Origin of the sequence: Pseudomonas sp. KUIN-1 (genome assembly GCF_009176725.1) — a bacterium.
GTDB classification, from domain to species: Bacteria; Pseudomonadota; Gammaproteobacteria; order Pseudomonadales; family Pseudomonadaceae; genus Aquipseudomonas; species Aquipseudomonas fragariae.
Genome location: NZ_AP020337.1, coordinates 5,154,702 through 5,177,183 on the forward strand (window position 1 = coordinate 5,154,702; position 22,482 = coordinate 5,177,183).

The following is a 22,482-nucleotide window of genomic DNA, read 5'->3' on the forward strand; positions in this document are numbered from 1 at the left end:
GATGATTTGGCCTCCACAACAGGTAAGGCTATGTCGGCAGTACGCATCGGCCCATATACAGTGCAAAACGGCTTGATTCTCGCCCCGATGGCGGGCGTCACCGACCAGCCTTTCCGTCAGCTGTGCCGAAGACTCGGTGCCGGCCTGGTGGTTTCGGAGATGGTCACCAGTGACATGAGCCTGTGGAACAGCCGCAAATCGCGTCTGCGCATGATCCACGAAGGTGATCCCGAGCCGCGCTCGGTACAGATCGCCGGTGGTGATCCGCAGATGCTGGCAGACGCAGCACGTGCCAATGTCGAACTGGGCGCCCAGATCATCGACATCAACATGGGTTGCCCGGCCAAGAAAGTCTGTAACAAGGCGGCTGGCTCGGCGCTGTTGAAGGACGAGCAACTGGTCAACGACATCCTGCAGGCCGTCGTGGCTGCAGTCGATGTACCGGTCACGCTGAAGATCCGCACCGGATGGGATCGCGACAACCGAAATGGCCTGACAGTGGCGAAAATCGCCGAGCAGGCGGGCATCACGGCACTGGCGGTACACGGGCGAACCCGTGCCGACCTGTACACCGGCGAGGCCGAGTACGACACCATTGCCCTGATCAAACAGGCCGTGTCGATACCGGTCTTTGCCAATGGCGACATCGATTCACCGGAAAAGGCCCGGCACGTGCTGAAGGCTACCGGTGCAGACGGATTACTGATTGGCAGGGCCGCACAGGGGCGTCCCTGGATTTTTCGCGAGATAGAACACTTCCTGCGTACCGGAGAAACACTCCCGGCGCCGCAGTCGAGTGAAGTGGAACGCATTCTGCTTGAGCATCTGGCAGCGCTCCACGTTTTCTATGGAGACGTGATGGGCGTGCGCATTGCACGCAAACACGTCAGTTGGTATCTCGCAACGCTGCCGGGCGCCAGAGAGTTTCGCGCCCACTTCAATCGTTTGGAAGATACGGAAGCACAGTGCGCCAACGTCCGGGAGTTCTTCAGCCAAGGCTGCAAGGGCCCGGATAACGAGAATGATAAAGAGGTGGCCGCATGACGATGATGACCGAGACTTTAGTGAGTGGAACAACACCCGTGAGCGACAACGTCAATTTGAAACAGCACCTCAACACGCCGAGCGAAGAGGGTCAGACCCTGCGCGGAAGTGTCGAGAAGGCGCTGCACAATTATTTCGCCCACCTCGAAGGCGCATCCGTCACTGACGTCTACAACCTGGTGTTGTCGGAAGTCGAGGCTCCGCTTCTGGAAAGCGTGATGAACTACGTCAAGGGCAACCAGACGAAGGCCTCCGAGCTGCTGGGGCTCAATCGCGGCACGCTGCGCAAGAAACTCAAACAGTACGATCTGCTTTAAAGCATTCAAAACAGAAAAGGCGACCTTGCACCGCGGTCGCTTTTTTTTGCTGACTTCTTTTGCTTTTGATGGAAATCGAGATGACCGACCAGACTACCCGCCTGCCGATCCGCCGCGCTCTGATCAGCGTATCCGACAAGACAGGAATCCTTGAGTTTGCCCGCGAGCTTGAAGCGCTGGGCGTCGAGATTCTTTCCACTGGCGGTACGTTCAAGCTGCTCAAGGACAACGGTGTCGCGGCAGTCGAAGTGGCCGACTATACCGGCTTCGCTGAAATGATGGACGGCCGGGTCAAGACCCTGCACCCCATGATCCATGGCGGGATTCTGGGTCGTCGCGGCATAGACGACGCCATCATGACCGAGCACGGCATCAAGCCGATCGATCTGGTTGCGGTCAATCTGTACCCGTTTGAAGCCACTGTCTCCAAGCCGGGCTGCGACCTGCCCACCGCTATCGAAAACATCGACATCGGCGGCCCGACCATGGTCCGCTCCGCGGCGAAGAACCACAAGGACGTCGCCATCGTGGTCAATGCCAGCGATTACGGCCAGGTCCTGGAAAGCCTCAAGGCCGGTGGCCTGACCTACGCCCAGCGCTTCGACCTGATGCTCAAGGCGTTCGAGCACACCGCCGCCTACGACGGCATGATCGCCAACTACCTGGGCGGCGTCGACCAGACCGCCGAAACCCTGAGTACCGAAGGCCGCAGCCAGTTCCCGCGCACCTTCAACACCCAGTTCGTCAAGGCTCAGGAAATGCGCTACGGCGAGAACCCGCACCAGAGTGCCGCGTTCTACGTCGAAGCCAAACCTGCCGAGGTCGGCATTGCCACCGCCACCCAGTTGCAAGGCAAGGAGCTGTCGTTCAACAACGTGGCCGATACCGATGCCGCACTGGAATGCGTCAAGAGCTTCGTCAAACCGGCCTGCGTGATCGTCAAGCACGCCAACCCCTGCGGTGTGGCGGTCTGCCCGGATGATGAAGGCGGCATTCGTCAGGCTTACGAACTGGCCTACGCCACCGACTCCGAGTCGGCATTTGGCGGCATCATCGCCTTCAACCGCGAGCTGGACGCTGCAACCGCCAAGGCCATCGTCGAGCGTCAGTTCGTCGAAGTGATCATCGCACCGAGCGTCAGCGCCGAAGCCCGCGCCATCGTCGCCAGCAAAGCCAACGTACGCCTGCTGACCAGCGGCCAGTGGAGCGAGCGCCTGCCTGCGTGGGACTACAAGCGTGTCAATGGCGGCCTGCTGGTACAGAGCCGTGACATCGGCATGATCACCGAAGCCGACCTCAAGGTCGTCACCCGGCGTGCGCCGACCGAACAGGAAATGCATGACCTGATCTTCGCCTGGAAAGTCGCCAAGTACGTCAAGTCCAACGCCATCGTCTACGCCCGCAACCGCCAGACCGTCGGCGTCGGTGCAGGCCAGATGAGCCGCGTGAACTCGGCACGTATCGCTGCCATCAAGGCTGAACACGCCGGGCTGCAGGTTCAGGGCGCCGTCATGGCCTCCGATGCCTTCTTCCCGTTCCGTGACGGCATCGACAACGCGGCCAAGGTCGGCATCACCGCTGTCATACAGCCAGGCGGCTCGATGCGTGACAATGAAGTGATCGCTGCGGCCGACGAAGCCGGCATCGCGATGGTGTTTACCGGCATGCGCCATTTCAGGCACTAAAGGCAGCTTCAAGCTTCAAGCTTCAAGCTTCAAGCTTCAAGCTTCAAGCTTCAAGCTAAAGCCTAGCGTATTAACCATTCAAAGCCATGAGCTGCAAGCAAGCTGATCACCCGCGTTTACTTGCAGCTTGTAGCTAACAGCTTGTAGCTACTCCAAAGGAGTCTGTTTTTGAATATTTTGATCATTGGCAGCGGCGGTCGTGAACACGCCCTGGCATGGAAAGTCGCCCAGGACCCGCGCGTGCAGAAGGTGTTTGTCGCACCGGGCAATGCGGGCACGGCGATCGAGGCCAAATGCGAGAACGTGGCCATCGACGTTCTGGCACTGGAGCAACTGGCGGATTTCGCTGAAAAGAACGTTGCGCTGACCATCGTCGGCCCTGAAGTACCGCTGGTTGCAGGCGTCGTCGACCTGTTCCGCAGCCGTGGCCTGGACTGTTTCGGCCCGACTGCCGGTGCTGCGCAGCTCGAAGGTTCCAAGGCGTTTACCAAGGACTTCCTGGCGCGCCACAAGATTCCTACTGCCGACTATCAGAACTTCACCGAGATCGAGCCTGCTCTGGCCTATCTGCGTGAAAAGGGCGCGCCGATTGTCATCAAGGCCGACGGCCTGGCCGCAGGCAAGGGCGTGATCGTCGCCATGACCCTGGCAGAAGCCGAAGACGCCGTACGTGACATGCTGGCTGGCAACGCCTTTGGCGACGCCGGTTCGCGCGTTGTCATCGAAGAGTTTCTCGATGGCGAAGAAGCCAGTTTCATTGTCATGGTCGACGGCAAGAATGTATTGCCCATGGCCACCAGCCAGGACCACAAGCGCGTCGGCGACGGCGACAGCGGGCCGAACACCGGCGGCATGGGTGCCTACTCCCCTGCCCCGGTGGTCACCGCCGAGGTTCATCAACGTGTCATGGACCTGGTTATCTGGCCGACCGTCAGGGGCATGGCCGATGAAGGCAACGTTTACACCGGCTTCCTCTATGCTGGTCTGATGATCGATAAAGCGGGTAACCCGAAAGTCATCGAGTTCAATTGCCGCTTCGGCGACCCGGAAACCCAGCCGGTCATGCTGCGTCTGCAATCGAGCCTGGTACTGCTGGTCGAAGCTGCACTGGCGCAGGCGCTGGACAAGATCGAAGCACAGTGGGACCCGCGCCCGAGTCTGGGTATCGTGCTGGCCGCCGGGGGTTATCCTGGCGACTACGCCAAAGGCGCGGTCATCGAAGGTCTGGACGCAGCGGCACAGCTCGAAGGCAAGATCTTCCATGCAGGCACAGCCTTGCAGGATGAGCGTGTCGTGACCAGCGGTGGTCGTGTACTGTGTGCCACAGCACTGGGTGACAGCGTGGGCAACGCGCAGGAAAATGCCTACGCGCTGGCCGCAAAAGTCGACTGGCAAGGGTGTTTCTACCGCAAGGACATTGGCTACCGAGCCATTGCCCGTGAGCGTGGCGAAGACCAGGAATAATCGATCGGACCAGCCTCTTCAAACAGAGGCTGGCCGGTTGCTCCGGTATTCGCGGTTTTTACCAGGCATTCACTCACGAAGGGATTTCATTGTGCGCTGGCTCAGGATTGCCATAGCCTCAACCGTCGGACTGCTGACTCTGCTGTTCATGCTTTCGGCACAGGCCGAGCATGGTGCAGGCTGGTCGACGCTGCTCGACGAAAAGGCCCACCTGACGCTGGATGAAATCCGCTCGGCGCGCTATCAGAACCAATTCAGCCCCATCGAGCTGGAACGTGTCACGGCTGCGGATCGCGACAGCGCATTATGGCTGCACTACCGCCTGCAACCGACCCAGCACGAGCAATTGCTGCGCATCTTCGCCCCGGACCTTTCCAGCGCCGACATGTATGTCATGGACGGCGATCGACAGATTGATCATGTACGCACGGGCAATGACGTACCGATTGAAGATCAGCGACTGCCGTCCAACGACTTCCTGCTGCCGGTTCCGCAAAGCTCGGCCCCGCTGGATATCTACCTGAGGCTGGTATCCGCGCAGAAAATGCGCCCCAGCATTACCCTTGAACCGGCCATCGCAAGCGCCGCCAATGAGACTCAGCCATTGCTGTTCGGGCTGCTGTTTGGCGCACTGTCCATGCTGATCGTGCAGAACCTGACGCGTTACGGGCACACCCGGTCGCGCAGCAATCTGTGGCTGGCCGCCTGCGAATCATTACTCGGGCTCAGTGCCCTGTTGCTCCTCAACCTGCTGCGCCCGATCGACCCGTGGAATATCGCGCAAACCCCGAGCGCGCACCTGGCACTGTTGCTGGCCGCTGTCGCAGGCCTGATCTACACCTACTGTTTCTTCGTCCACCGCAATGCCCGCAAGCTCGATCGCCTGTTGCTGGGCAACGCGGTGCTCATGGGGATCGGCGCCCTGCTGGTGCTGTTCGACGAAAAGCTGCCGATCAATTTCCTGACGTTCGGCCTGGTCTCGTTGACGACATTGAGCATTCTGGCGGTGTCGATGTGGCACTGGCAGAAGGGCTATCGCTCGGCACGCCTGTTTGTCCTGGGGATGATCACCTTCAATATCGGCTACATGGTGGTCCTGCCCGGCCTGCTGTGGCTGAGCCTGGTGCCGCCGCAATGGCTCATACTGGCGCTGCTCAGCGTGTTCTGCATCAGCGGTGTGCTGATGAGCCTGGCGCTCAGCGAACGCCATCGCAGCATCACCGAAGACCGTTTCAGCATCAGCCGCGATCAGGCGGCCAGCACCGCCGAAATCAACGCCAAAGCCGAGTTTCTGGCCAAGATCAGCCACGAGATTCGCACCCCGATGAATGGCGTGCTGGGCATGACCGAGCTGCTGCTCGGCACCCCGCTGTCGGTCAAGCAGCGCGATTACGTGCAGACCATCCACAGTGCCGGTAACGAACTGCTGACGCTGATCAACGAGATTCTCGACATCACCAAGCTCGAGTCAGGGCAGATCGAACTGGACGACGTGCAGTTCGACATCGGCGCGCTGGTCGAGGACTGCCTGAATATCTTCCGCGCCAAGGCCGAGCAGCAACAGGTCGAACTGATCAGCCAGATCCAGCCGCAGGTGCCACGTGTCATCAATGGTGATCCGACTCGCCTGCGCCAGACATTGCTGAGCCTGCTGGAAAATGCCCTGAAGAAGACCGACGAAGGGGAAATTCTGCTGGCCGTATCCCTTGAGTCATCGAAAAGCGGCAATACGCGGCTGCGTATTTCGGTGCAGGACAGCGGCGAATCGCTTTCCGACGAAGAGCGTGAAGAGCTGCTGCACGCCGAACTGCACAGCCGTAACTTCCTGGCCAGCAGCCGGCTCGGCGGCCACCTCGGGCTGGTGATCGCTCGTCAGTTGATCGTACTGATGGATGGCGAGTTCGGCATTCAGAACACGGGTGCGCAAGGTAATACGCTGTGGCTGAACCTGCCGCTGGACGCAAAGCTGCTTGAACAGCCGACCATCGATCTGGACAGCCCGCTCAAAGACGCCAGGGTGCTGGTGGTCGACGACAACGACACGTGCCGCAAAGTGCTGGTCCAGCAATGCAGCGCCTGGGGCCTGAATGTCAGCGCAGTGGCGTCCGGCAAGGAGGCACTGGCCCTGCTCAGAACCAAGGCGCACCTGCGCGACTATTTCGATGTGGTCCTGCTCGATCAGAACATGCCAGGCATGACCGGCATGCAACTGGCCGCCAAGATCAAGGAAGATCCAAGCCTGAATCACGACATTCTGTTGATCATGCTGACCGGCATCAGCAATGCGCCCAGCAAGATCATCGCGCGCAACTCCGGCATCAAGCGCATTCTGGCCAAACCGGTGGCAGGCTACACGCTCAAGACCACGCTGGCCGATGAACTGACTCAGTTGAACAAGGGTGTCGTGTCGAACAAGCCTGGCCCGGTCGTGACTCCGCCGGTCAACGTCCCTGGCGACTTCCGGATTCTGGTGGCCGAAGACAACAGCATTTCGACCAAGGTCATCCGCGGTATGCTCGGCAAGCTCAACCTCAACCCCGATACCGCGAGTAATGGCGAAGAAGCGTTACGTGCCATGAAGGCGCAGCGTTATGACCTGGTGTTGATGGACTGCGAGATGCCGATACTCGACGGCTTCTCGGCCACCGAGCAATTGCGCGCCTGGGAAGTCGGCAATCAGCGTGTACGTACCCCGGTCGTTGCACTGACCGCGCATATTCTCACCGAGCACAAGGACCGCGCGCGCCAGGCCGGCATGGACGGCCACATGGCCAAGCCCATCGAATTGTCCCAGTTGCGCGAACTGGTCGAGCACTGGGTGGCGCACCGTGACAAGGCCCGCGGGCTGACCTCGGACGGCGAGCACTATCGGCAAAACTGACAGCGACGGGAAAGGCCTGTGGCCTGATAGACTGGCGATGCCATCCACCTGCTGCTGTGAGTCGAAGCCATGCTTCACGTGTTGTTCAGCGTCTATCTGAAAATGCTGGTGCTTTACAGCCCGTTTTTCGTTCTTTCCTGCTTCATCAGCCTCACGCGTGGTCACTCGCGCAAGGAACAGCGACGCCTGGCCTGGAAGGTGGCACTGGCGACACTGGTTTCCAGCGTATTGCTCTATCTGTTCGGACGCGTGATTTTCGATGTATTCGGCATCACCGTGGATGCGTTCCGGATTGGTGCCGGCAGCGTGCTGTTCATATCGGCACTGGGCATGGCCCAGGGCAAGTCGGCGGTGCAGACCGACAATATCCAGCAGGATGTGACCATCGTTCCTTTGACCATCCCGCTTACCGTCGGCCCCGGCACGATCGGTGCGCTGCTGGTCATGGGCGTCAGTCAGCCCCACTGGGACGACAAACTCACCGCCATCCTGAGTATTGCGCTGGCCAGCCTGACCGTAGGCGTCGTGCTTTACCTCTCCAACCGTATCGAACGAATCCTCGGCGATCAGGGTTTGCAGATTGTCAGCCGCTTGATGGGGTTGTTCGTCTGTGCGCTGGCCGCGCAAATCATCTTCACCGGCATCCGGGGCTACCTGCTGCCCTGACCGGATTCAGATACTTGCAGCGCGCACCAGCCCCTGCGCCCTGCCGTCCAGATAATCCATCACCTCGTCACGGTGTGCTGCATACGCCTTACTGTCAAACGTGTAACTGCCACCTTTGAAGTGAAACAGCAGCCGTCGGCTACCTGCCGCATACTCGTCCACGCTGAGATGCAGACTGCACAACAACAGAAGGACTCGATCAGGTTCATACTTTTCGCAGGGCACGACCTGAAAACTGCCCAGACGTCCCTGATCGAAGCCGTTTTGAAAGTACGACTCTGCTGCCTGATTCACTCCCAACGCTGCGACAGCGCGCTGCACCAGGCCGCCAAGACGTTTGCGGTCCGCAGGATGGCTGACCTTGAACGTCGCGTCCAACAAATCGTCGGCACTGCTCACCACCAGTGAGTCACCCAGGACCACACCCTTTTGCTGTATACCGCGCGCCTTGAGGCGGCTGCGGTAGTAATGCATCCAGCTGCCCCATTGGGCCTTGAAATCAAACTGCCTGTCTGCGAACAACTGGGCGTCCAGAAGCACGTTCTGAATATCCGTGCGCTCCTCGCTCGCAAGCCCGGGCAGGAACGCTACCATACTGGGGATAGTGCCCAGATAGGCCGCATTGCCTGTGTCTGCACTCATTTGCGTTACTCCCTTCCATGGGCTTGTCCAGATTGCTAAAGACTGATGATTTCGGCTGCGGCACGATCAGCCAGGGTGTCCTGCACAACCTGGCGAAAAGGCTCGAAGCTCTGGCGACTGAAGCGGAATGCAGTACCAACGACATGCACCTGCATTTCTCCGCCAAGAACCTGCCAAAAATAAAGCGCGGGTCTCAACGCTATGGTCGTCATCTGCAGGCTGCACAACAGGATCGTTACCTCGTCTTCGCTGTGCATTGAACACGGTATGAGTTGAACGCTTTCAGAACGTCCGGACGTAAACCAACTGCTGAAAAACGTCTTCGCATGATCACTGCTCAGTAGCCTGTCGAGCGAACTGCGATATAGCTGGCGAAGCTCGCCAGCATTATCGAACACTGGAAGCTGCAAGCTGCCAATGTCACTGAAACTGTGAATCTTCAAACGCGCATCGTTGATCCCGGCGCCATGCGAACCGCCCGTGGCGGCAATCGAGCGCTGGTAAACATCCAGCCATGCACGCCAGTTTCCCCTGAAAGAATGGCGATCATCTGCGACCAGTTTGGCATGGTGCAGACAATCGATTATGTCCTGGCGCAAATCAGGTTCGACATTGTCGGCGAAGGACAGCAGGCTGGCACCGGTCAACAGGGCTTCATTCGGATCAGACATCAGGACTGCCCCCAAGCGACATGATCAGACCAGCGCGCTTGCTCGACAGCGCGGTATCGATGCCATCGCGAAACTGTGAATAGACCTGTTCGAACAGTTGCATCGCATAGACGGTCACAGCGATGTTGCCGTAGATATTCTTTGGCTCGATGACCTCGAAAAGAAAAGCGGATGGCAACGGCTGACGCGTGGCGAACTGAAACTGCGCCAGCTTCAGGTTCTGCCGGGTGTCGACGAACGCCATTTGCAGAACCACGCTGACCTGCAATCTTCCTGCGTGATTCAAACCGCTCTGTACGCTCTGACTGCGCAGCAGATCAAGCGCTTCGCTGCCGACGGACTGATTGCCCACCCTGCGCATGAACGACTCTGCCTGCAGCAGAGTGTCGGCTGACACGAAGGGTGCAAGCGCGCGCGCCATGCAACTCCATACCGTTTCGGCAGACTCTGCCGGCAAAGGCTGGCTGACATGTTCGTTGGCACTCGGCAACCAGCCGAAACGCTGCGCTGCGGCGAGACGGGTTTCATTCCATTTTTCGGGTTCGGCAAACTTTGAGTGTTGCTTCGATGCGGCCAACTGCACGTACAGCATCGAGTCCAGCACATCGTTTTTCAGGGAGACCGGCTGCGGCTCGGGGAAAAACATCAAACAACCCGCATTGACGACTACGGCATCCAATTCCTGCTTCATGGGAAAATTCCTTTTATCCCGGAAGCGGAGGTAGCACGTACCTCCGCCAACACTCCGATCAGATGTCGAACTCTGCGATCGCACGACTGGCGTTATCATCCAGCCGTTGCTGGATCAGGTCGCGATGGCGCGCATACAGAGCCGTGTTGAGCAACAGGCTGTCCTCGCCTTTCCAGGTCTGGACACTGGTGTCCTGCCACTCCCAGAACAGCACGTTGGTGACGTCGCTGTCAGCCTGAAAACTGACTGCTGCCATAGCCAGACTCACAATGTTGTCCTCGGATTCGATACAGGAGGCGATACGGAAGCTGCCGCCACGGTGTGACTTGGTCTGGTTCTCGAACAGGCGCAGGGGTTCTTTTTTGGCTTTCAACGCGGCGATGGCATCTGCAGCCACCTTGAGCATCAGCAGCGATGCAGGTCCGGGCAACGCGGCAGCTGTAATGGCCGAACCGAGGATTTCCAGACCGACTTCGTCCATGGTGAAACGCTGCTGGGTAGCACGATAGCGCGCATAGCTCCACTGGGTGGAAAGCCAGCCCACCTTCGAGAGCACTTCGTTGAATTTGTCATACCACTGATCGCCCTGGGTTTCAGAGCTGAACGCCTTGTTGGCCACGAGGGTGGCGAACAGAAAGGAATTCATGACGTCCTGCTTGCTCTGCGCCGAGATACCGCTGGCAAATGCCAGCAGACTGCCTGCGACCACCGCGCCTTCATTGCCGGAGTTTGCGTCAGTGACGTCACGTGCCTCAAGTAACCCGGGGGTTGCTGCGGCCGCATAGGCGGCCAACAAAGGAGGGCATTCAGCCAGCTCGCAGGCGGCGATGTAATCGAGGTTGTCAGTGCTGTTCATGGTTTTTTCCTGTGTCATTTCATTAGTCCTTTAATTCATGAGTCCTGATGGACTGAATCGAGACTAACGAAATAACTCAGGCCGTTTTTTCGGCGCTTTCCGGTTGTCCTCTGATGCCTTCCAGGCACCTGGCGGTTGCGCTCGATACGCAGAACAAAATTCGACCCGCCGCCTGCCTCCCGGTATACCGCAGGTGAGCGAACATTCCCGGGAGGTTTCTGGAATCGGACTACGGCCGACGCAGGTTGGAGAGCGCCGATTCGCTCAGGCCTGTGAGCCGATACACAGGCCCACAGGCTTGAAGTGACATCGACACTTCAGCACTTTCCCGCGATAGAGAGCTGCAGGTATGACACGCGGGCGCGGTCACGCTGTAGGCTTGTTGCCGTACCAACGCGGCGTATAGACCCAGTTGCCGCCTTCGTGGCGAGGAAAGGTGCACGTCAGGGAAGAGCCGATCAACACCATGGTGCGCATGTCCACCTGTTCCGGGGTCAATTCGCCCAGCGTGATAACCCTCAATGTCTGCCCGGGACGGCCGATATCGCGCCCCAGCGTCACGGGGGTTTCAGGGATGCGATGCTGGCGGACAATCTCCAGCGCACGCCCCAGTTGCCAGGGCCGGGAGCGGGATATCGGGTTGTAGAACGCCAGCGCCAGATCGGCCTGGCAGGCGAGGTCCAGACGCTTTTCGATGATGTCCCAGGGCTTGAGGTTGTCGGACAGCGACAGCACACAGAAATCATGCCCCAATGGCGCACCGGCCTGGGCTGCGGTGGCCAGAGAGGCCGAGACACCGGGCAGAATTTCCAGCTCGACCGCATGCCAGTGAGGATTATCCGACGCATGCAACGCTTCAAGCACCGCTGAAGCCATGGCGAAAACCCCCGGATCACCGGACGACACCACGACCACCGAGCGGCCTTGAGCAGCCAGTTCGAAGGCATGTCGGGCACGCTGCATTTCTTCACGATTGTCAGTGCAGTGCAGTACCTGATCAGCGCGAAACGGCCCCGCCATGCGCACGTAGGTTTCATAGCCCAGCACATCATTGGCACGTGCCAGTTCGGCCTTGACCGCAGGCACCATCAGGTCTGCTGCGCCAGGACCCAGACCAATGACTGCAACGCGGCCACGCCCGCGGCCGATGCTCTGCACCTCCAGCGGTTGCGCCGCGACGGCAATCGCGGTGTGGGCATCGACGCAGAGCGGTGGCAACAGCTGCGGCACAGCCTTCATGGCCATCTCGCCGGCCGCAGCGGCGCTGACGAATCGCACCGCAACGTCCAGCTCGGCGGCAGCCTTGTGCAGGTGCGGATTGGCCATCTGCTCCTCGGCCGCCAACATACAGGCCAAGGACTGCCCGGCGATACGTGCCTCACGCAGGGCCGAGCGCACGTGCTCAGCCAGTTCGTCGGTGAGCTCAGTCACCGCCACCAGCACGTTACGTGGGTAGATCAGCAATTCATGGGGCGAAGGATCGCGCAGGGCACTGCCGACATGAATGGCCAGCGCCGCCTGTGGATCTTCGGGCAGTTGCGCCTGAGCCAGCCAGGGGGCTTCACCCTCGATGCGCACGGGTTCGCCGGACAGCAGGTCGGAAACGAAACGCTTGCCCAGCTCCAGATCGCCCAGTGCATAGCCGCTTGGCGGGTTGAGCAGGCAGGTGCCGAAACGCAGCTCGCCGCTGGTGGTGATCGCCGGCGCAACGCCAAGCCCGCTGGCGATGCTGCGCGCCAGGACATTCACCCCGCCCAGACCGCCAAGCAGCGGCACCACCGCGCTGCCGTCTTCGGCCACGGCAAGCACCGGCGGTTCGGCGCCCTTCTCCAGCAACACGGCGGCCAGGGTGCGGATAACGATACCGGCCGCGCAAAGGGCGATAATCGGCGTGTTCTGTTGATACAACTGACGCAACGTCGCGCCGAAGTCGCTGTAAGCGCGGTCGGCTCCCTGCACGCGCTCGGCCAGGCCATGAATCAGCGCATCGGGAAACAGTTGTTGAATACGCCGCGCGGTAGCAAGGCTGCCATTGCCGAGAATGACGATGGCCGGAGTCATGGAGGTCATCAGCCTTGCCACCTGTCGCCCGGGACGATAATCAGCGAAAAATACGGCGAAGACATCGGGTCGACCTGATCCAGCGGGACGATTTTCTGGTTGCTCATCGTGGCGCGCTCGACATACAGCGCGCGCCCGGCCATCCCCAGTTCGGTCAGCACCTCGCGGACCTTGTGGAAGTTGCGCCCCAGTTTCATGATCACCGCCGCGTCGGCATCGGCCAGCTTGCGTTTCAGGTCATCGTGGGGCAGCACACCGGACAGCACCGACAGGCTCTGATTGCGATACACCAGCGGCGCGCCCAGCACCGAAGCGCCGCCGAGCATCGAGCACACGCCCGGAATCACTTCAGCGTCGTAGTGCTCGGCCAGACGATCGTGCAGGTACATGTAGGAGCCATAGAAAAACGGATCGCCTTCGCAGATCACCGCCACGTCGCGTCCGGCGTCCAGGTGTGCGGCGATGTGCCGGCTGGATTCGTCGTAGAAGTCGCTGATGAGCTTTTCGTAGGACAGTGTCGCCGGCAATGCCTCGGTAGTGACCGGGTAGACCAGCGGCATCAGGGTCTGAACGTCCTGCAGATGCGCTTCGATGATGCCGAAGGCGTTGCCCTTTTTGCCCTTGGCCACGAAATACGCCACCACCGGCGACTCGCGCAGCAGGCGCAGGGCCTTGACGGTGATCAGCTCCGGATCGCCAGGACCGACGCCCAGGCCAATCAATCGACCGCGTGCCTGCATCATTCGATCTCCGTGGCCAGTGCGTTGACAGCGGCCACGGCCATGGCGCTGCCGCCACGACGGCCCTGCATGATCACGAACGGCACGCCGCGGCTATCGGCGGCGAGCATCGACTTGGACTCGGCGGCGCCGACAAAGCCGACCGGAAAGCCGAGAATCAGTGCAGGTTTGGGCGCACCGGCATCGAGCATTTCCAACAGATAGAACAGCGCGGTCGGCGCGTTGCCGATGACCACCACGCTGCCTTCCAGGTGCGGACGCCACAGCTCAAGCGCCACCGCAGAACGCGTATTGCCCAACTCCAGGGCCATTTCCCGCACGCCTTCGTCATGCAGGGTGCAGATGATCGGGTTATTGGCGGGCAGCCGGGTGCGGGTGATGCCTTCGGAAACCATGCGCGCATCACACAGGATCGGCGCTCCGGCGGCCAGAGCGTTGCGCCCGGCGGTACCGGCACCCGGCGAGAAGCGCAGGTCTTCGATGACTTCGACCATCCCGCAGGCATGGATCACGCGCACGGCGAGTTTTTCCAGGTCGGCAGGGATCGTGTCAAGACGCGCTTCGGCGCGAATGATCGAGAAAGAGTTGCGATATATCTCCTGACCATCGCGGATGTAATCAATCATGCATGTTGCTCCGTGAGCCGGCGTTCAACTGCGCGCCGACTGCTTCAATAGTAAGGTTGCGCGCGCGCAGCACGCCGAAACCGGCATGCGCTGCATCGCGAAAATAAAGATCGTAACGGCCCGGCGCGACAGCCAGCAAGGTCACTGGCGCTACGTGGGCGGCGGCGCAGGAACGCGTGCAGCCGCTCAAGTGAATAGCCTGGCCGGTATCAAGTGCCGCAGCCAGTTGCAGGGCGTCGGCCTTGGTGTCGGCCAGCCCCTTGGCGCATCCGGCAGAACCGGTACAGGCGAGCATCTGCGCCAGCGGTTGCTCGGCAGAACCTGCGAAGCTGGATGCCTGCAACTCGTCCAGCACCGCTGCCGCGCGCTCGACCGGCACGTTGGGCAGCAACAGGCTTTGCCAGGGCGTCAGGCGCAGCGTGCCGTCGCCCTGATCCGCAGCCAGTTGCGCCACGCTGCAAAGCATCGCCGCATCGAGACGCCCCAACGGTACTGCAGCGCCCACCGCAACCTGATCAGGCTGGGCCTGTGGATAAACACCGATATGCCGAGTGCCCTGAATGGCCGGACGCTGCCAATCGGTGATCGCCTTATCGGTCCGCACTGTGCAGGCGGACCGGGCCGACAGCTCACGCAGCATATCGTCGGTCGATACCTCGGCCAGCAGGTGCCGCATCCGGGTGTACTCGGGACGGGCCAGGTCGAGAAACAGCTCCAGCAGTGCGACAACCAGCATTTTCCCTTCGGCTAGAGGGACAGCGGCCAGCGGTCGGTCATGGGCCGGGCAGCCGGCCAGGCCGAACGCCAGCAGCACTTCGTCGTCGAGTTTCAGCGCCGACAGCCACACGTCGTGCGGGTGTTCGAGCATGACCAGCGCTTCACCAGCATCCAGCGACAAGGCGAACTTGGGTGACAGCTCATGAAAACGCGGGTGATGTTCCAGCGCGTCGAGAATCTGCGCTGCCAGCGGCCGGGCATCGAAGAGCATCTGCGAGTCCAGCCCGGCCGTCGGGCTGAGCATCAGGTTGCGCACATCGTCGCTGGCCGGGTTGGCGGGGCCGAGCCCTGCCGCCATCAAGGCACCGATCAACCCGTCATGATCGGCACCAATGCCGCGAATCTGCAGGTTGCCGCGGTTGGTGGCTTCGATAACCCCCTGTGCGTACGTGCGCGCGGCCTCGGCAACGGCCATAGCCTGCGCACTGCTGATCACCCCGCCCGCCAGCTTGATCCGGCAGATCCCGCCGTCCAGTGCCGGGACGATACGCAGCAACCCCGGACAGGCCGAGGGGCGTAGCGTTGCAGAGGATGTGCGAGCGGACTGCTGCTCGTTCAATGGGTCACCCGATGTGAACTGGCTGGAAACGGACGTTGATTAGAGCACTTGTACCCCGTCGGGCGCGGTATTATGCCTGCTTTGTCCGCAGGCATGAAAAGGCGCTCTGTCGGAAGTTCGGATTGAGGTAGGTACATGTCGCCGTGGCTGACAGTCGTGGGAATCGGAGAAGACGGTTACAAGGGGCTCGGCAAGAACGCCAGACACGCGCTGCTGCATGCTGATCAGGTGTTCGGCGGCCCGCGCCAACTGGCGTTGCTGCCGCCGTGCATTCGCGCCGAGCGACGTGCGTGGCCCAGCCCTTTCTCGTTGAACCCTGTGCTCGAGCAGCGCGGTGCCGAGATCTGCGTGCTGGCCAGTGGCGACCCGATGATGTTCGGCGTCGGCGCCAGTCTTGCACGCGTGGTCAGCATTGACGAAATGCGTATTCTGCCTGCGCCCTCCTCTTATTCTCTGGCCGCCGCCCGCCTCGGCTGGCCCCTGCAGGACGTCGTCACCCTGTCGGTGGTTGCCCGGCCGGTGGCCGCGCTGAACGCGCACTTCCACCATGGCATGCGTCTGCTGGTGTTGAGCAACGACGGCAGCAGCCCCGCCGTGATTGCCGGTTTGTTGCGCGAGCGCGGCTTTGGTCCAAGCCGCATGACCGTCCTGGAGCATCTGGGTGGCGAAGCCGAACGGCGCGTCGAAGGGCTGGCCAGCGAGTGGGGCAACCCCGAGATCGCCGCGCTGAACCTGGTTGCCATCGATTGTCGCGCCGATGCCAGCGCCATCCGTCTGAGCCCCGTTTCAGGTCTGCCGGACAGCGCCTTCGAACATGACGGCCAGCTCACCAAGCGCGACGTACGCGCCATCACCCTCGCCCGCCTTGCACCGCTGCCGGGCGAACTGTTGTGGGATGTCGGCGCGGGCTGCGGCTCCATCGGCATCGAATGGATGCGCGCGCACCCGACCTGCCGGGCGATGGCCATCGAAGCCGATGAAGGCCGCCAGCAACTGATCGAATTCAACCGCGACGCACTCGGCGTACCCGGCCTGCAACTGGTGCGGGGCAGCGCGCCTCAGGCATTGAGCGGTCTGGAGCGCCCGGATGCGATTTTCATCGGCGGTGGCGTGACGCGTATCGGCGTGCTGGAAACCTGCTGGGAACAACTGCGTCCGGGTGGCCGACTGGTCGCCAATGCGGTCACCCTGCAAAGCGAAACGGCCTTGATGGCCTGGCGCGAACGGCATGGCGGCGAGCTGACCCGTATCCACGTCGCCCACGCGCAGCCCCTTGGCGAATTCGACACGTGGCGTCAGGCGTTGCCGATCACTCTGCTGGACGTAGTCAAACCCTGATGCGCGAGGAAACCGCCGAACAACCTGCGCCACTGCGCAGTGGCCTGACCACTGGCAGCTGTGCGACCGCGACCAGCCTCGCGGCGGCGCGGTTGTTGCTCTGCGGGCAAGTCAGCGATGCGGTGGACATCGTCCTGCCCAAGGGTAAGCAGGTGCAGATGCGTCTGGAATTCTGCCGGCTTGTGGATAACTTCGCGGAAGCCGCCACCCTCAAGGATGCCGGCGACGATCCGGATGTCACCCACGGCGCGCTGGTGTTTGCCCGCGTCAGGCTGCAAGCGGCAGCGGGCGTACGCTTCTTGGCAGGCGCAGGTGTCGGCACCGTGACCCGCCCCGGGCTGGTGCTGGCAGTGGGTGAGCCGGCCATCAACCCGGTGCCCCGGCGCATGATGACCGAGCATTTGCTGCAACTGGCCGAAGAACAAGGCTACAGCGGCGGATTCGAAGTAACGATCGGCATCGAGGGCGGCGAGGCGCTGGCGCTCAAGACCATGAACCCGCGCCTGGGCATTCTCGGCGGACTGTCGATTCTCGGCACCAGCGGGATTGTCCGGCCGTTCTCCTGCGCGGCTTATATCGCCTCGATCCACCAAGGTATCGATGTTGCTACCACCAACGGCTATCGGCATATCGCCGCCTGCACCGGCAATGCCAGCGAAGACACCATGCGCCGCGTGTACAAAATCCCCGATATCGCCCTGATCGAGATGGGCGACTTCGTCGGTGCCGTGCTCAAGCACTTGCGCAAGGTGTCTGTGGATAAGTTGAGCGTGTGCGGCGGCTTCGGCAAGATCAGCAAGCTGGCCGCCGGCCATATGGACCTGCACAGCCGCCATTCCAGCATCGACCTGCCACAGCTGGCGCACTGGGCTGCGGATGTCGGCGCGGATGCAGGTCTGCAACAGCAGATCCTTGCAGCCAACACCAGTCAGCAAGCGCTGGCGATGAGTGCTGCGGCGGGTGTGCCACTGGGTGACGAAGTGTGTCGCCACGCGCTGAATTTCGCGCGCAGCATCGTGCCTGCGAGCGTTCAGGTGGAGGTTTTCGCAATTGATCGTCAAGGCGGGCTGGTGGGTCAGGCTGGCGTTGACTCACAGAGAGAAGCGACATGAAACGTATCCTGCTGCTGGGCGGCATTACCGAGGCGCTGGCCATTGCGCGAAGGCTCGGGCCTGAGCACATCTACAGCCTGGCGGGCGTGGGCCGGGTGCCGTCGGATCTGGCCTGCCAATTGAAGGTCGGCGGTTATGGCGGCGCCGAGGGCATGGCGCAGTACATGGGCGAACAGGGCGTCGACCTGCTGCTGGACGCAACCCATCCCTACGCCGCGCAGATCAGCCACAACGCAGCGCGTGCGGCCAGGCTGGCGGGCATTCCCTGCTGGGCCTTGCGCCGCACCGCGTGGCAGGCAGGTCCGGGGGATGACTGGCGTGAAGTGGCTGACTGGTCAGAACTGGCCTCTGCCTTGCTCCCCTTCAAGCGCCCGCTGTTCACGCTGGGTCGTGAGCCCTTGCAGCACCTGAACGAAATCCCCCCGCACCAGTTCTGGACACTCCGGGCACTGGACGACTACCCCGGCAACGAACGCTGCGAAGTGATCGGCGCACGCGGCCCCTTCATGCTGGAAGACGAACGCCAGTTGTTCGAACAGCGCCGCATCGACGTACTGATCAGCAAAAACAGCGGCAGCAGCTCCACCGAACCCAAACTGGATGTCGCCCGCGAACGCGGCCTGCCCGTCCTGATCCTCAAACGCCCGCAGTTGCCTGACGTCGACCGGCTGTTCTGGGGCGTGGATGAGGTGCTGGAGGCCTTGGGGCTGGATTAATGAGCCGTCAGTCCTCATGAAAATTCTGAAAACACCCCGACCCTGTGGGAGTGAGCTTGCTCACGAAGAGGCCGGTGCAGTCGCTGAAAATCTATATATCCGTGACTACGCCTTCGCGAGCAAGCTCGCTCCCACAAGATCAGCGCTGCCGCATGAACATCTACATGACTTGAAACACCCCAGCCCTGCGGGAGTGATCAACATGGCTTGAAACACCCCGGCCCTGGACTGCCCCCAAGAAGTTGGACACCAATCCGACCTAATGGGGGTGTTCAAATGGCCAAGTATTCAGAGCAATTCAAACTCACCGTCGTCAAAGCGTACCTTGAAGGCAACATCGGCTTTCGTAAGGTGGCCAGTCAGTTCTCGATCGATTTCAGCCTGCTTCGACGCTGGGTCGCCAATTACAAGAGCCATGGGCACACAGGCCATCGCAAGCCTGGTCTTCGGTACAGTAAAGCCTTCAAACGCTCAGTGCTTGAGCACAAGCGCGAGCACGGGCTGTCGCTTCGCCAGACCGCAGCGCATTTTGGTATTGGTGATCCTGGCCAAATAGTCATTTGGGAACAGCAGCATTACAGTGACGGTCTAGCCCCGCGTGTTCCCACAAGAAGAAAGCCTGCTGCCATGCCCAAGAAGCCTTATCCCACCGAACCCGTAACCGCTGACGATACGCACAAGACACGCGACCAGTTAATGGCCGAGCTTGAATACCTGCGCATGGAGAACGCTTACCTAAAAAAGTTGGAAGAGTTGAAGGAGCAGCAACGACGGCAAAAGAAAAAGCCCTGATCGTCAAACAACTGAGGAACCGGTTTCCGATGTGCGCCCTTCTGACGCTGGCGGGCCTGGCGCGCAGCACGTTTTACTATCAGGCTCAGGTGCAATCCAGACCCGATCCAGATGCAGCTCTGAAGCAGGAGATAGAGCGTGTTTATCACGAGGAGAGAGGTCTTTATGGGGCTCGGCGTATCACGGCGGTCATTCGCAACTCAGGCACGTTGGTCAACAAGAAGGTTGTGGAGCGATTGATGGCTGAACTGGGCCTGAGATCAGTTGTGCGACCCAAGAAGTACCGCTCCTATAAGGGCACCGTCGGGAAAATTGCGCCGAATTTGCTGGAGCGCAAGTTCACGGCGCAACGCCCGAACCAGAAATGGGTGACCGATGTGACCGAGTTTAAAGTGGCCAATCGAAAGCTGTATCTCTCGCCCGTGATGGACCTGTACAACGGTGAGATCGTGGCGTACGAAGTGTCTACCAGGCCGTGCTTTGAGCTGGTCACCAATATGCTGGACAAGGCTCTCCAGCAGTTGCAGGACGAGCCGAAGCTTGTGATGCACTCGGATCAGGGCTGGCAGTATCAACACGCGCAGTACCGTCAGAAACTGGCGGTAAAGGGTGTAAAGCAAAGCATGTCTCGTAAGGGAAATTGCCTGGACAATGCCGCAATGGAAAGCTTCTTTGGTACGCTGAAGTCCGAGTTTTTCTATTTGAAACGATTTGAAAGCATAGAAGAGCTGAAGGCAGGTCTGGATGAGTACATCCGCTACTACAACCATGACCGCATCAAGCTGAAGCTAAACGGCTTGAGCCCCGTAAAATACAGGGCTCAGGCGGCGAGCTAAAGCTGTCCAACTTTCGGGGGGCAGTCCACCCTGTGGGAGTGAGCTTGCTCACGAAGAGGCCGGGGCAGTCGCTGAAAATCTATATATCCGTGACTCCCCCTTCGCGAGCAAGCTCGCTCCCACAAGATCAGCGCTGCTGCAGAACATCTACGTGGCTCGAAAACACCACCGACCTGCGGGAGTGATCAACATGGCTTGAAACACCCCGGCCCTGTGGGAGTGAGCTTGCTCACGAAGAGGCCGGGGCAGTCGCTGAAAATCTATATATCCGTGACTACGCCTTCGCGAGCAAGCTCGCTCCCACAAGGTCAGCGATGCCGCATGAACATCTACATGACTTGAAACACCCCAGCCCTGTGGGAGTTATCCACATTCCTCGAAAAAACTCTGGACCTGTGGGAGTGAGCTTGCTCACGAAAAGGCCGGGGCAGTCGCTGAAAATCTATATATCCGTGACTACGCCTTCGCGAGCAAGCTCGCTCCCACAAGATCAGCGCTGCTGCAGAACATTTACGTGGCTCGAAAACACCACCGACCTGCGGGAGTGACCCACAGGGCTTGAAAACACGCCGGACCTGTGGGAGTGAGCTTGCTCATGAAAAGGCCGGTGCAGTCGCTGAAAATCTGTTGATCTGCTAATCCGCCTTCGCGAGCAAGCTCCCACAAGATCAGCGCTGCTGCAGAACATCTACGTGGCTCGAAAACACCATCGACCTGCGGGAGTGATCCACAGGGCTTGAAAACACGCCGGACCTGTGGGAATGAGCTTGCTCACGAAGAGGCCAGGGCAGTCGCTGAAAATCTATATATCCGTGACTACGCCTTCGCGAGCAAGCTCGCTCCCACAAGGTCAGCGATGCCGCATGAACATCTACATGACTTGAAACACACCAGCCCTGTGGGAGTTATCCACATTCCTCGAAAAAACTCTGGACCTGTGGGAGTGAGCTTGCTCACGAAGAGGCCGGGGCAGTCGCTGAAAATCTATATATCCGTGACTACGCCTTCGCGAGCAAGCTCGCTCCCACAAGATCAGCGCTGCTGCAGAACATCTACGTGGCTCGAAAGCACCCCCGACCTGCGGGAGTGATCCACAGGGCTTGAAAACACGCCGGACCTGTGGGAGTGAGCTTGCTCACGAAGAGGCCGGGGCAGTCGCTGAAAATCTATATATCCGTGACTACGCCTTCGCGAGCAAGCTCGCTCCCAAAAGATCAGCGCTGCTGCAGAACATCTACGTGGCTCGAAAACACCACCGACCTGCGGGAGTGATCCACAGGGCTTGAAACACCCCGGCCCTGTGGGAGTGAGCTTGCTCACGAAGAGGCCGGGGCAGTCGCTGAAAATCTGTTGATCTGCTAATCCGCCTTCGCGAGCAAGCTCGCTCCCACAAGGTCAGCGATGCCGCATGAACATCTACATGACTTGAAACACACCAGCCCTGTGGGAGTTATCCACATTCCTCGAAAAAACTCTGGACCTGTGGGAGTGAGCTTGCTCACGAAGAGGCCGGTTTTTCACAGCCAAATTGCGTCCCATAAGGGATAATCGCGTACGCTTTTGACCAGGTTGGCTCGAACAGGATTGGCAACGATATAACGGGCAAAATCCAAAAGGCTTTCTTCAGTGCGGATGCTGACGTCGTGGAATCCGCTTTGCCAAAAAGGTCCACTGCAGCCTCTGGCTCTGTTGATGGCGATCGCGCTTTTCGATTTAACGCGCTGTACAACGCTGGATAATGAGTGGCTATTCAACTGCAGTAGCCAGTGAATGTGGTCGGGCATTACAACCCAGGCTAATGAATCGGCCAGTTGCTGCGCCTGAACATGTCGAAGCTCATCCACCAACAGACGCCCCATGCGCCAATCGGAAAAGACAGGAGTTCTCTGGAATGTTTTTGCGGTGACCAAATAAATCTGGCCGGTACCGGAGAATCGCCCCAAGCGTAAACGATGTGATTGTGATCTCTGATTCATCCTCATCACCTTATGGCTGCGTGCCGGGGAAC

General features: G+C 60.2%; 19 protein-coding genes. 10 read left to right on the forward strand and 9 right to left on the reverse strand.

What is annotated here, in order from left to right; genetic code table 11:
* The first annotated feature begins 30 nt into the window (after window positions 1–30).
* The 6 genes from dusB (at window position 31) to KUIN1_RS23145 (ending at window position 8,057) form a co-directional block, all read left to right on the forward strand.
* Entirely contained in the window at window positions 31–1,044 is a 1,014-nt protein-coding gene (gene dusB, locus KUIN1_RS23120) for a tRNA dihydrouridine synthase DusB (RefSeq protein ID WP_003399694.1), read from the forward strand.
* Entirely contained in the window at window positions 1,041–1,361 is a 321-nt protein-coding gene (fis, locus tag KUIN1_RS23125) for a DNA-binding transcriptional regulator Fis (protein WP_002555375.1), read from the forward strand. The genes dusB and fis overlap by 4 nt, the downstream gene beginning before the upstream one ends.
* 80 nt (window positions 1,362–1,441) lie before the next feature.
* Entirely contained in the window at window positions 1,442–3,046 is a 1,605-nt protein-coding gene (purH, locus tag KUIN1_RS23130) for a bifunctional phosphoribosylaminoimidazolecarboxamide formyltransferase/IMP cyclohydrolase (RefSeq protein WP_003399693.1), read from the forward strand.
* A gap of 168 nt (window positions 3,047–3,214) precedes the next feature.
* Window positions 3,215–4,510, forward strand: a complete 1,296-nt coding sequence (purD, locus tag KUIN1_RS23135; protein WP_003399692.1) for a phosphoribosylamine--glycine ligase — start codon at window positions 3,215–3,217, stop codon at window positions 4,508–4,510.
* Window positions 4,511–4,601: 91 nt separating this feature from the next.
* On the forward strand, window positions 4,602–7,391 hold the full coding sequence (gene retS, locus KUIN1_RS23140) for a hybrid sensor histidine kinase/response regulator RetS (protein ID WP_003399691.1): 2,790 nt from the start codon (window positions 4,602–4,604) through the stop codon (window positions 7,389–7,391).
* A gap of 69 nt (window positions 7,392–7,460) precedes the next feature.
* Window positions 7,461–8,057, forward strand: a complete 597-nt coding sequence (locus KUIN1_RS23145) for a MarC family protein (protein WP_003313945.1) — start codon at window positions 7,461–7,463, stop codon at window positions 8,055–8,057.
* A gap of 6 nt (window positions 8,058–8,063) precedes the next feature.
* Here KUIN1_RS23145 and KUIN1_RS23150 read toward each other — a convergent pair whose 3' ends face one another.
* From KUIN1_RS23150 to cobG, 8 genes are all read right to left on the reverse strand, one after another.
* Window positions 8,064–8,699, reverse strand: a complete 636-nt coding sequence (locus KUIN1_RS23150; protein ID WP_024652315.1) for a hypothetical protein — start codon at window positions 8,697–8,699, stop codon at window positions 8,064–8,066.
* A 35-nt stretch (window positions 8,700–8,734) separates the two neighbouring features.
* On the reverse strand, window positions 8,735–9,370 hold the full coding sequence (locus KUIN1_RS23155; RefSeq protein ID WP_103713572.1) for a hypothetical protein: 636 nt from the start codon (window positions 9,368–9,370) through the stop codon (window positions 8,735–8,737).
* The gene (locus tag KUIN1_RS23160; protein WP_011269012.1) at window positions 9,363–10,061 is read right to left on the reverse strand and encodes a hypothetical protein; all 699 of its coding nucleotides are present in this window, start codon (window positions 10,059–10,061) and stop codon (window positions 9,363–9,365) included. The genes KUIN1_RS23155 and KUIN1_RS23160 overlap by 8 nt, the downstream gene beginning before the upstream one ends.
* Before the next feature lie 58 nt (window positions 10,062–10,119).
* Entirely contained in the window at window positions 10,120–10,935 is an 816-nt protein-coding gene (locus KUIN1_RS23165) for a hypothetical protein (RefSeq protein WP_011269013.1), read from the reverse strand.
* A 348-nt stretch (window positions 10,936–11,283) separates the two neighbouring features.
* A complete protein-coding gene (gene cobJ, locus KUIN1_RS23170; RefSeq protein ID WP_103713571.1) occupies window positions 11,284–12,987 on the reverse strand; it encodes a precorrin-3B C(17)-methyltransferase in 1,704 nt (567 codons plus the stop codon).
* Window positions 12,987–13,718: a precorrin-2 C(20)-methyltransferase gene (locus KUIN1_RS23175; RefSeq protein WP_003399679.1), complete on the reverse strand. Its 732-nt coding sequence runs from the start codon at window positions 13,716–13,718 to the stop codon at window positions 12,987–12,989. Before KUIN1_RS23175 ends, cobJ begins: the two co-directional genes overlap by 1 nt.
* Window positions 13,718–14,344 carry a precorrin-8X methylmutase gene (locus KUIN1_RS23180; RefSeq protein WP_054091971.1) on the reverse strand — a complete coding sequence of 209 codons (627 nt, stop codon included), beginning with the start codon at window positions 14,342–14,344 and terminating at the stop codon, window positions 13,718–13,720. The genes KUIN1_RS23175 and KUIN1_RS23180 overlap by 1 nt, the downstream gene beginning before the upstream one ends.
* Window positions 14,337–15,680 (reverse strand): precorrin-3B synthase, encoded by a 1,344-nt coding sequence (cobG, locus tag KUIN1_RS23185; protein ID WP_152092314.1) that lies wholly within the window; start codon window positions 15,678–15,680, stop codon window positions 14,337–14,339. Before cobG ends, KUIN1_RS23180 begins: the two co-directional genes overlap by 8 nt.
* A gap of 135 nt (window positions 15,681–15,815) precedes the next feature.
* Here cobG and KUIN1_RS23190 point away from each other — a divergent pair, with 135 nt between their 5' ends.
* From KUIN1_RS23190 to KUIN1_RS23210, 4 genes are all read left to right on the forward strand, one after another.
* The gene (locus KUIN1_RS23190; protein ID WP_003399675.1) at window positions 15,816–17,018 is read left to right on the forward strand and encodes a bifunctional cobalt-precorrin-7 (C(5))-methyltransferase/cobalt-precorrin-6B (C(15))-methyltransferase; all 1,203 of its coding nucleotides are present in this window, start codon (window positions 15,816–15,818) and stop codon (window positions 17,016–17,018) included.
* Window positions 17,018–18,130, forward strand: coding sequence for a cobalt-precorrin-5B (C(1))-methyltransferase (locus KUIN1_RS23195; RefSeq protein WP_116886177.1), 1,113 nt, complete (start codon window positions 17,018–17,020; stop codon window positions 18,128–18,130). Before KUIN1_RS23190 ends, KUIN1_RS23195 begins: the two co-directional genes overlap by 1 nt.
* Window positions 18,127–18,846, forward strand: coding sequence for a cobalt-precorrin-6A reductase (locus KUIN1_RS23200; protein ID WP_116886176.1), 720 nt, complete (start codon window positions 18,127–18,129; stop codon window positions 18,844–18,846). The genes KUIN1_RS23195 and KUIN1_RS23200 overlap by 4 nt, the downstream gene beginning before the upstream one ends.
* A 276-nt stretch (window positions 18,847–19,122) precedes the next feature.
* Window positions 19,123–20,474, forward strand: a protein-coding gene (locus KUIN1_RS23210; protein ID WP_116892774.1) for an IS3 family transposase whose coding sequence is annotated in 2 segments (ribosomal slippage) — window positions 19,123–19,582 and window positions 19,582–20,474 — 1,353 coding nt in all. Because the reading frame shifts where the segments join, the coding sequence is not laid out codon by codon here.
* A gap of 1,517 nt (window positions 20,475–21,991) precedes the next feature.
* Here the strand turns inward: KUIN1_RS23210 and KUIN1_RS23225 are convergent.
* The gene (locus KUIN1_RS23225) at window positions 21,992–22,450 is read right to left on the reverse strand and encodes an REP-associated tyrosine transposase (RefSeq protein ID WP_003400255.1); all 459 of its coding nucleotides are present in this window, start codon (window positions 22,448–22,450) and stop codon (window positions 21,992–21,994) included.
* Window positions 22,451–22,482 lie beyond the last annotated feature (32 nt).

Bases quoted from the DNA above. Each gene is read 5' to 3' on its own strand.
- dusB (WP_003399694.1), top strand. From the start codon at position 31: ATGTCGGCAGTACGCATCGGCCCATATACAGTGCAAAACGGCTTGATT.
- fis (WP_002555375.1), top strand. From the start codon at position 1,041: ATGACGATGATGACCGAGACTTTAGTGAGTGGAACAACACCCGTGAGC.
- purH (WP_003399693.1), top strand. From the start codon at position 1,442: ATGACCGACCAGACTACCCGCCTGCCGATCCGCCGCGCTCTGATCAGC.
- KUIN1_RS23145 (WP_003313945.1), top strand. From the start codon at position 7,461: ATGCTTCACGTGTTGTTCAGCGTCTATCTGAAAATGCTGGTGCTTTAC.
- KUIN1_RS23150 (WP_024652315.1), bottom strand. From the start codon at position 8,699: ATGAGTGCAGACACAGGCAATGCGGCCTATCTGGGCACTATCCCCAGT.
- KUIN1_RS23155 (WP_103713572.1), bottom strand. From the start codon at position 9,370: ATGTCTGATCCGAATGAAGCCCTGTTGACCGGTGCCAGCCTGCTGTCC.
- KUIN1_RS23160 (WP_011269012.1), bottom strand. From the start codon at position 10,061: ATGAAGCAGGAATTGGATGCCGTAGTCGTCAATGCGGGTTGTTTGATG.
- KUIN1_RS23165 (WP_011269013.1), bottom strand. From the start codon at position 10,935: ATGACACAGGAAAAAACCATGAACAGCACTGACAACCTCGATTACATC.
- cobJ (WP_103713571.1), bottom strand. From the start codon at position 12,987: ATGACCTCCATGACTCCGGCCATCGTCATTCTCGGCAATGGCAGCCTT.
- KUIN1_RS23175 (WP_003399679.1), bottom strand. From the start codon at position 13,718: ATGCAGGCACGCGGTCGATTGATTGGCCTGGGCGTCGGTCCTGGCGAT.
- KUIN1_RS23180 (WP_054091971.1), bottom strand. From the start codon at position 14,344: ATGATTGATTACATCCGCGATGGTCAGGAGATATATCGCAACTCTTTC.
- KUIN1_RS23190 (WP_003399675.1), top strand. From the start codon at position 15,816: ATGTCGCCGTGGCTGACAGTCGTGGGAATCGGAGAAGACGGTTACAAG.
- KUIN1_RS23195 (WP_116886177.1), top strand. From the start codon at position 17,018: ATGCGCGAGGAAACCGCCGAACAACCTGCGCCACTGCGCAGTGGCCTG.
- KUIN1_RS23200 (WP_116886176.1), top strand. From the start codon at position 18,127: ATGAAACGTATCCTGCTGCTGGGCGGCATTACCGAGGCGCTGGCCATT.
- KUIN1_RS23225 (WP_003400255.1), bottom strand. From the start codon at position 22,450: ATGAATCAGAGATCACAATCACATCGTTTACGCTTGGGGCGATTCTCC.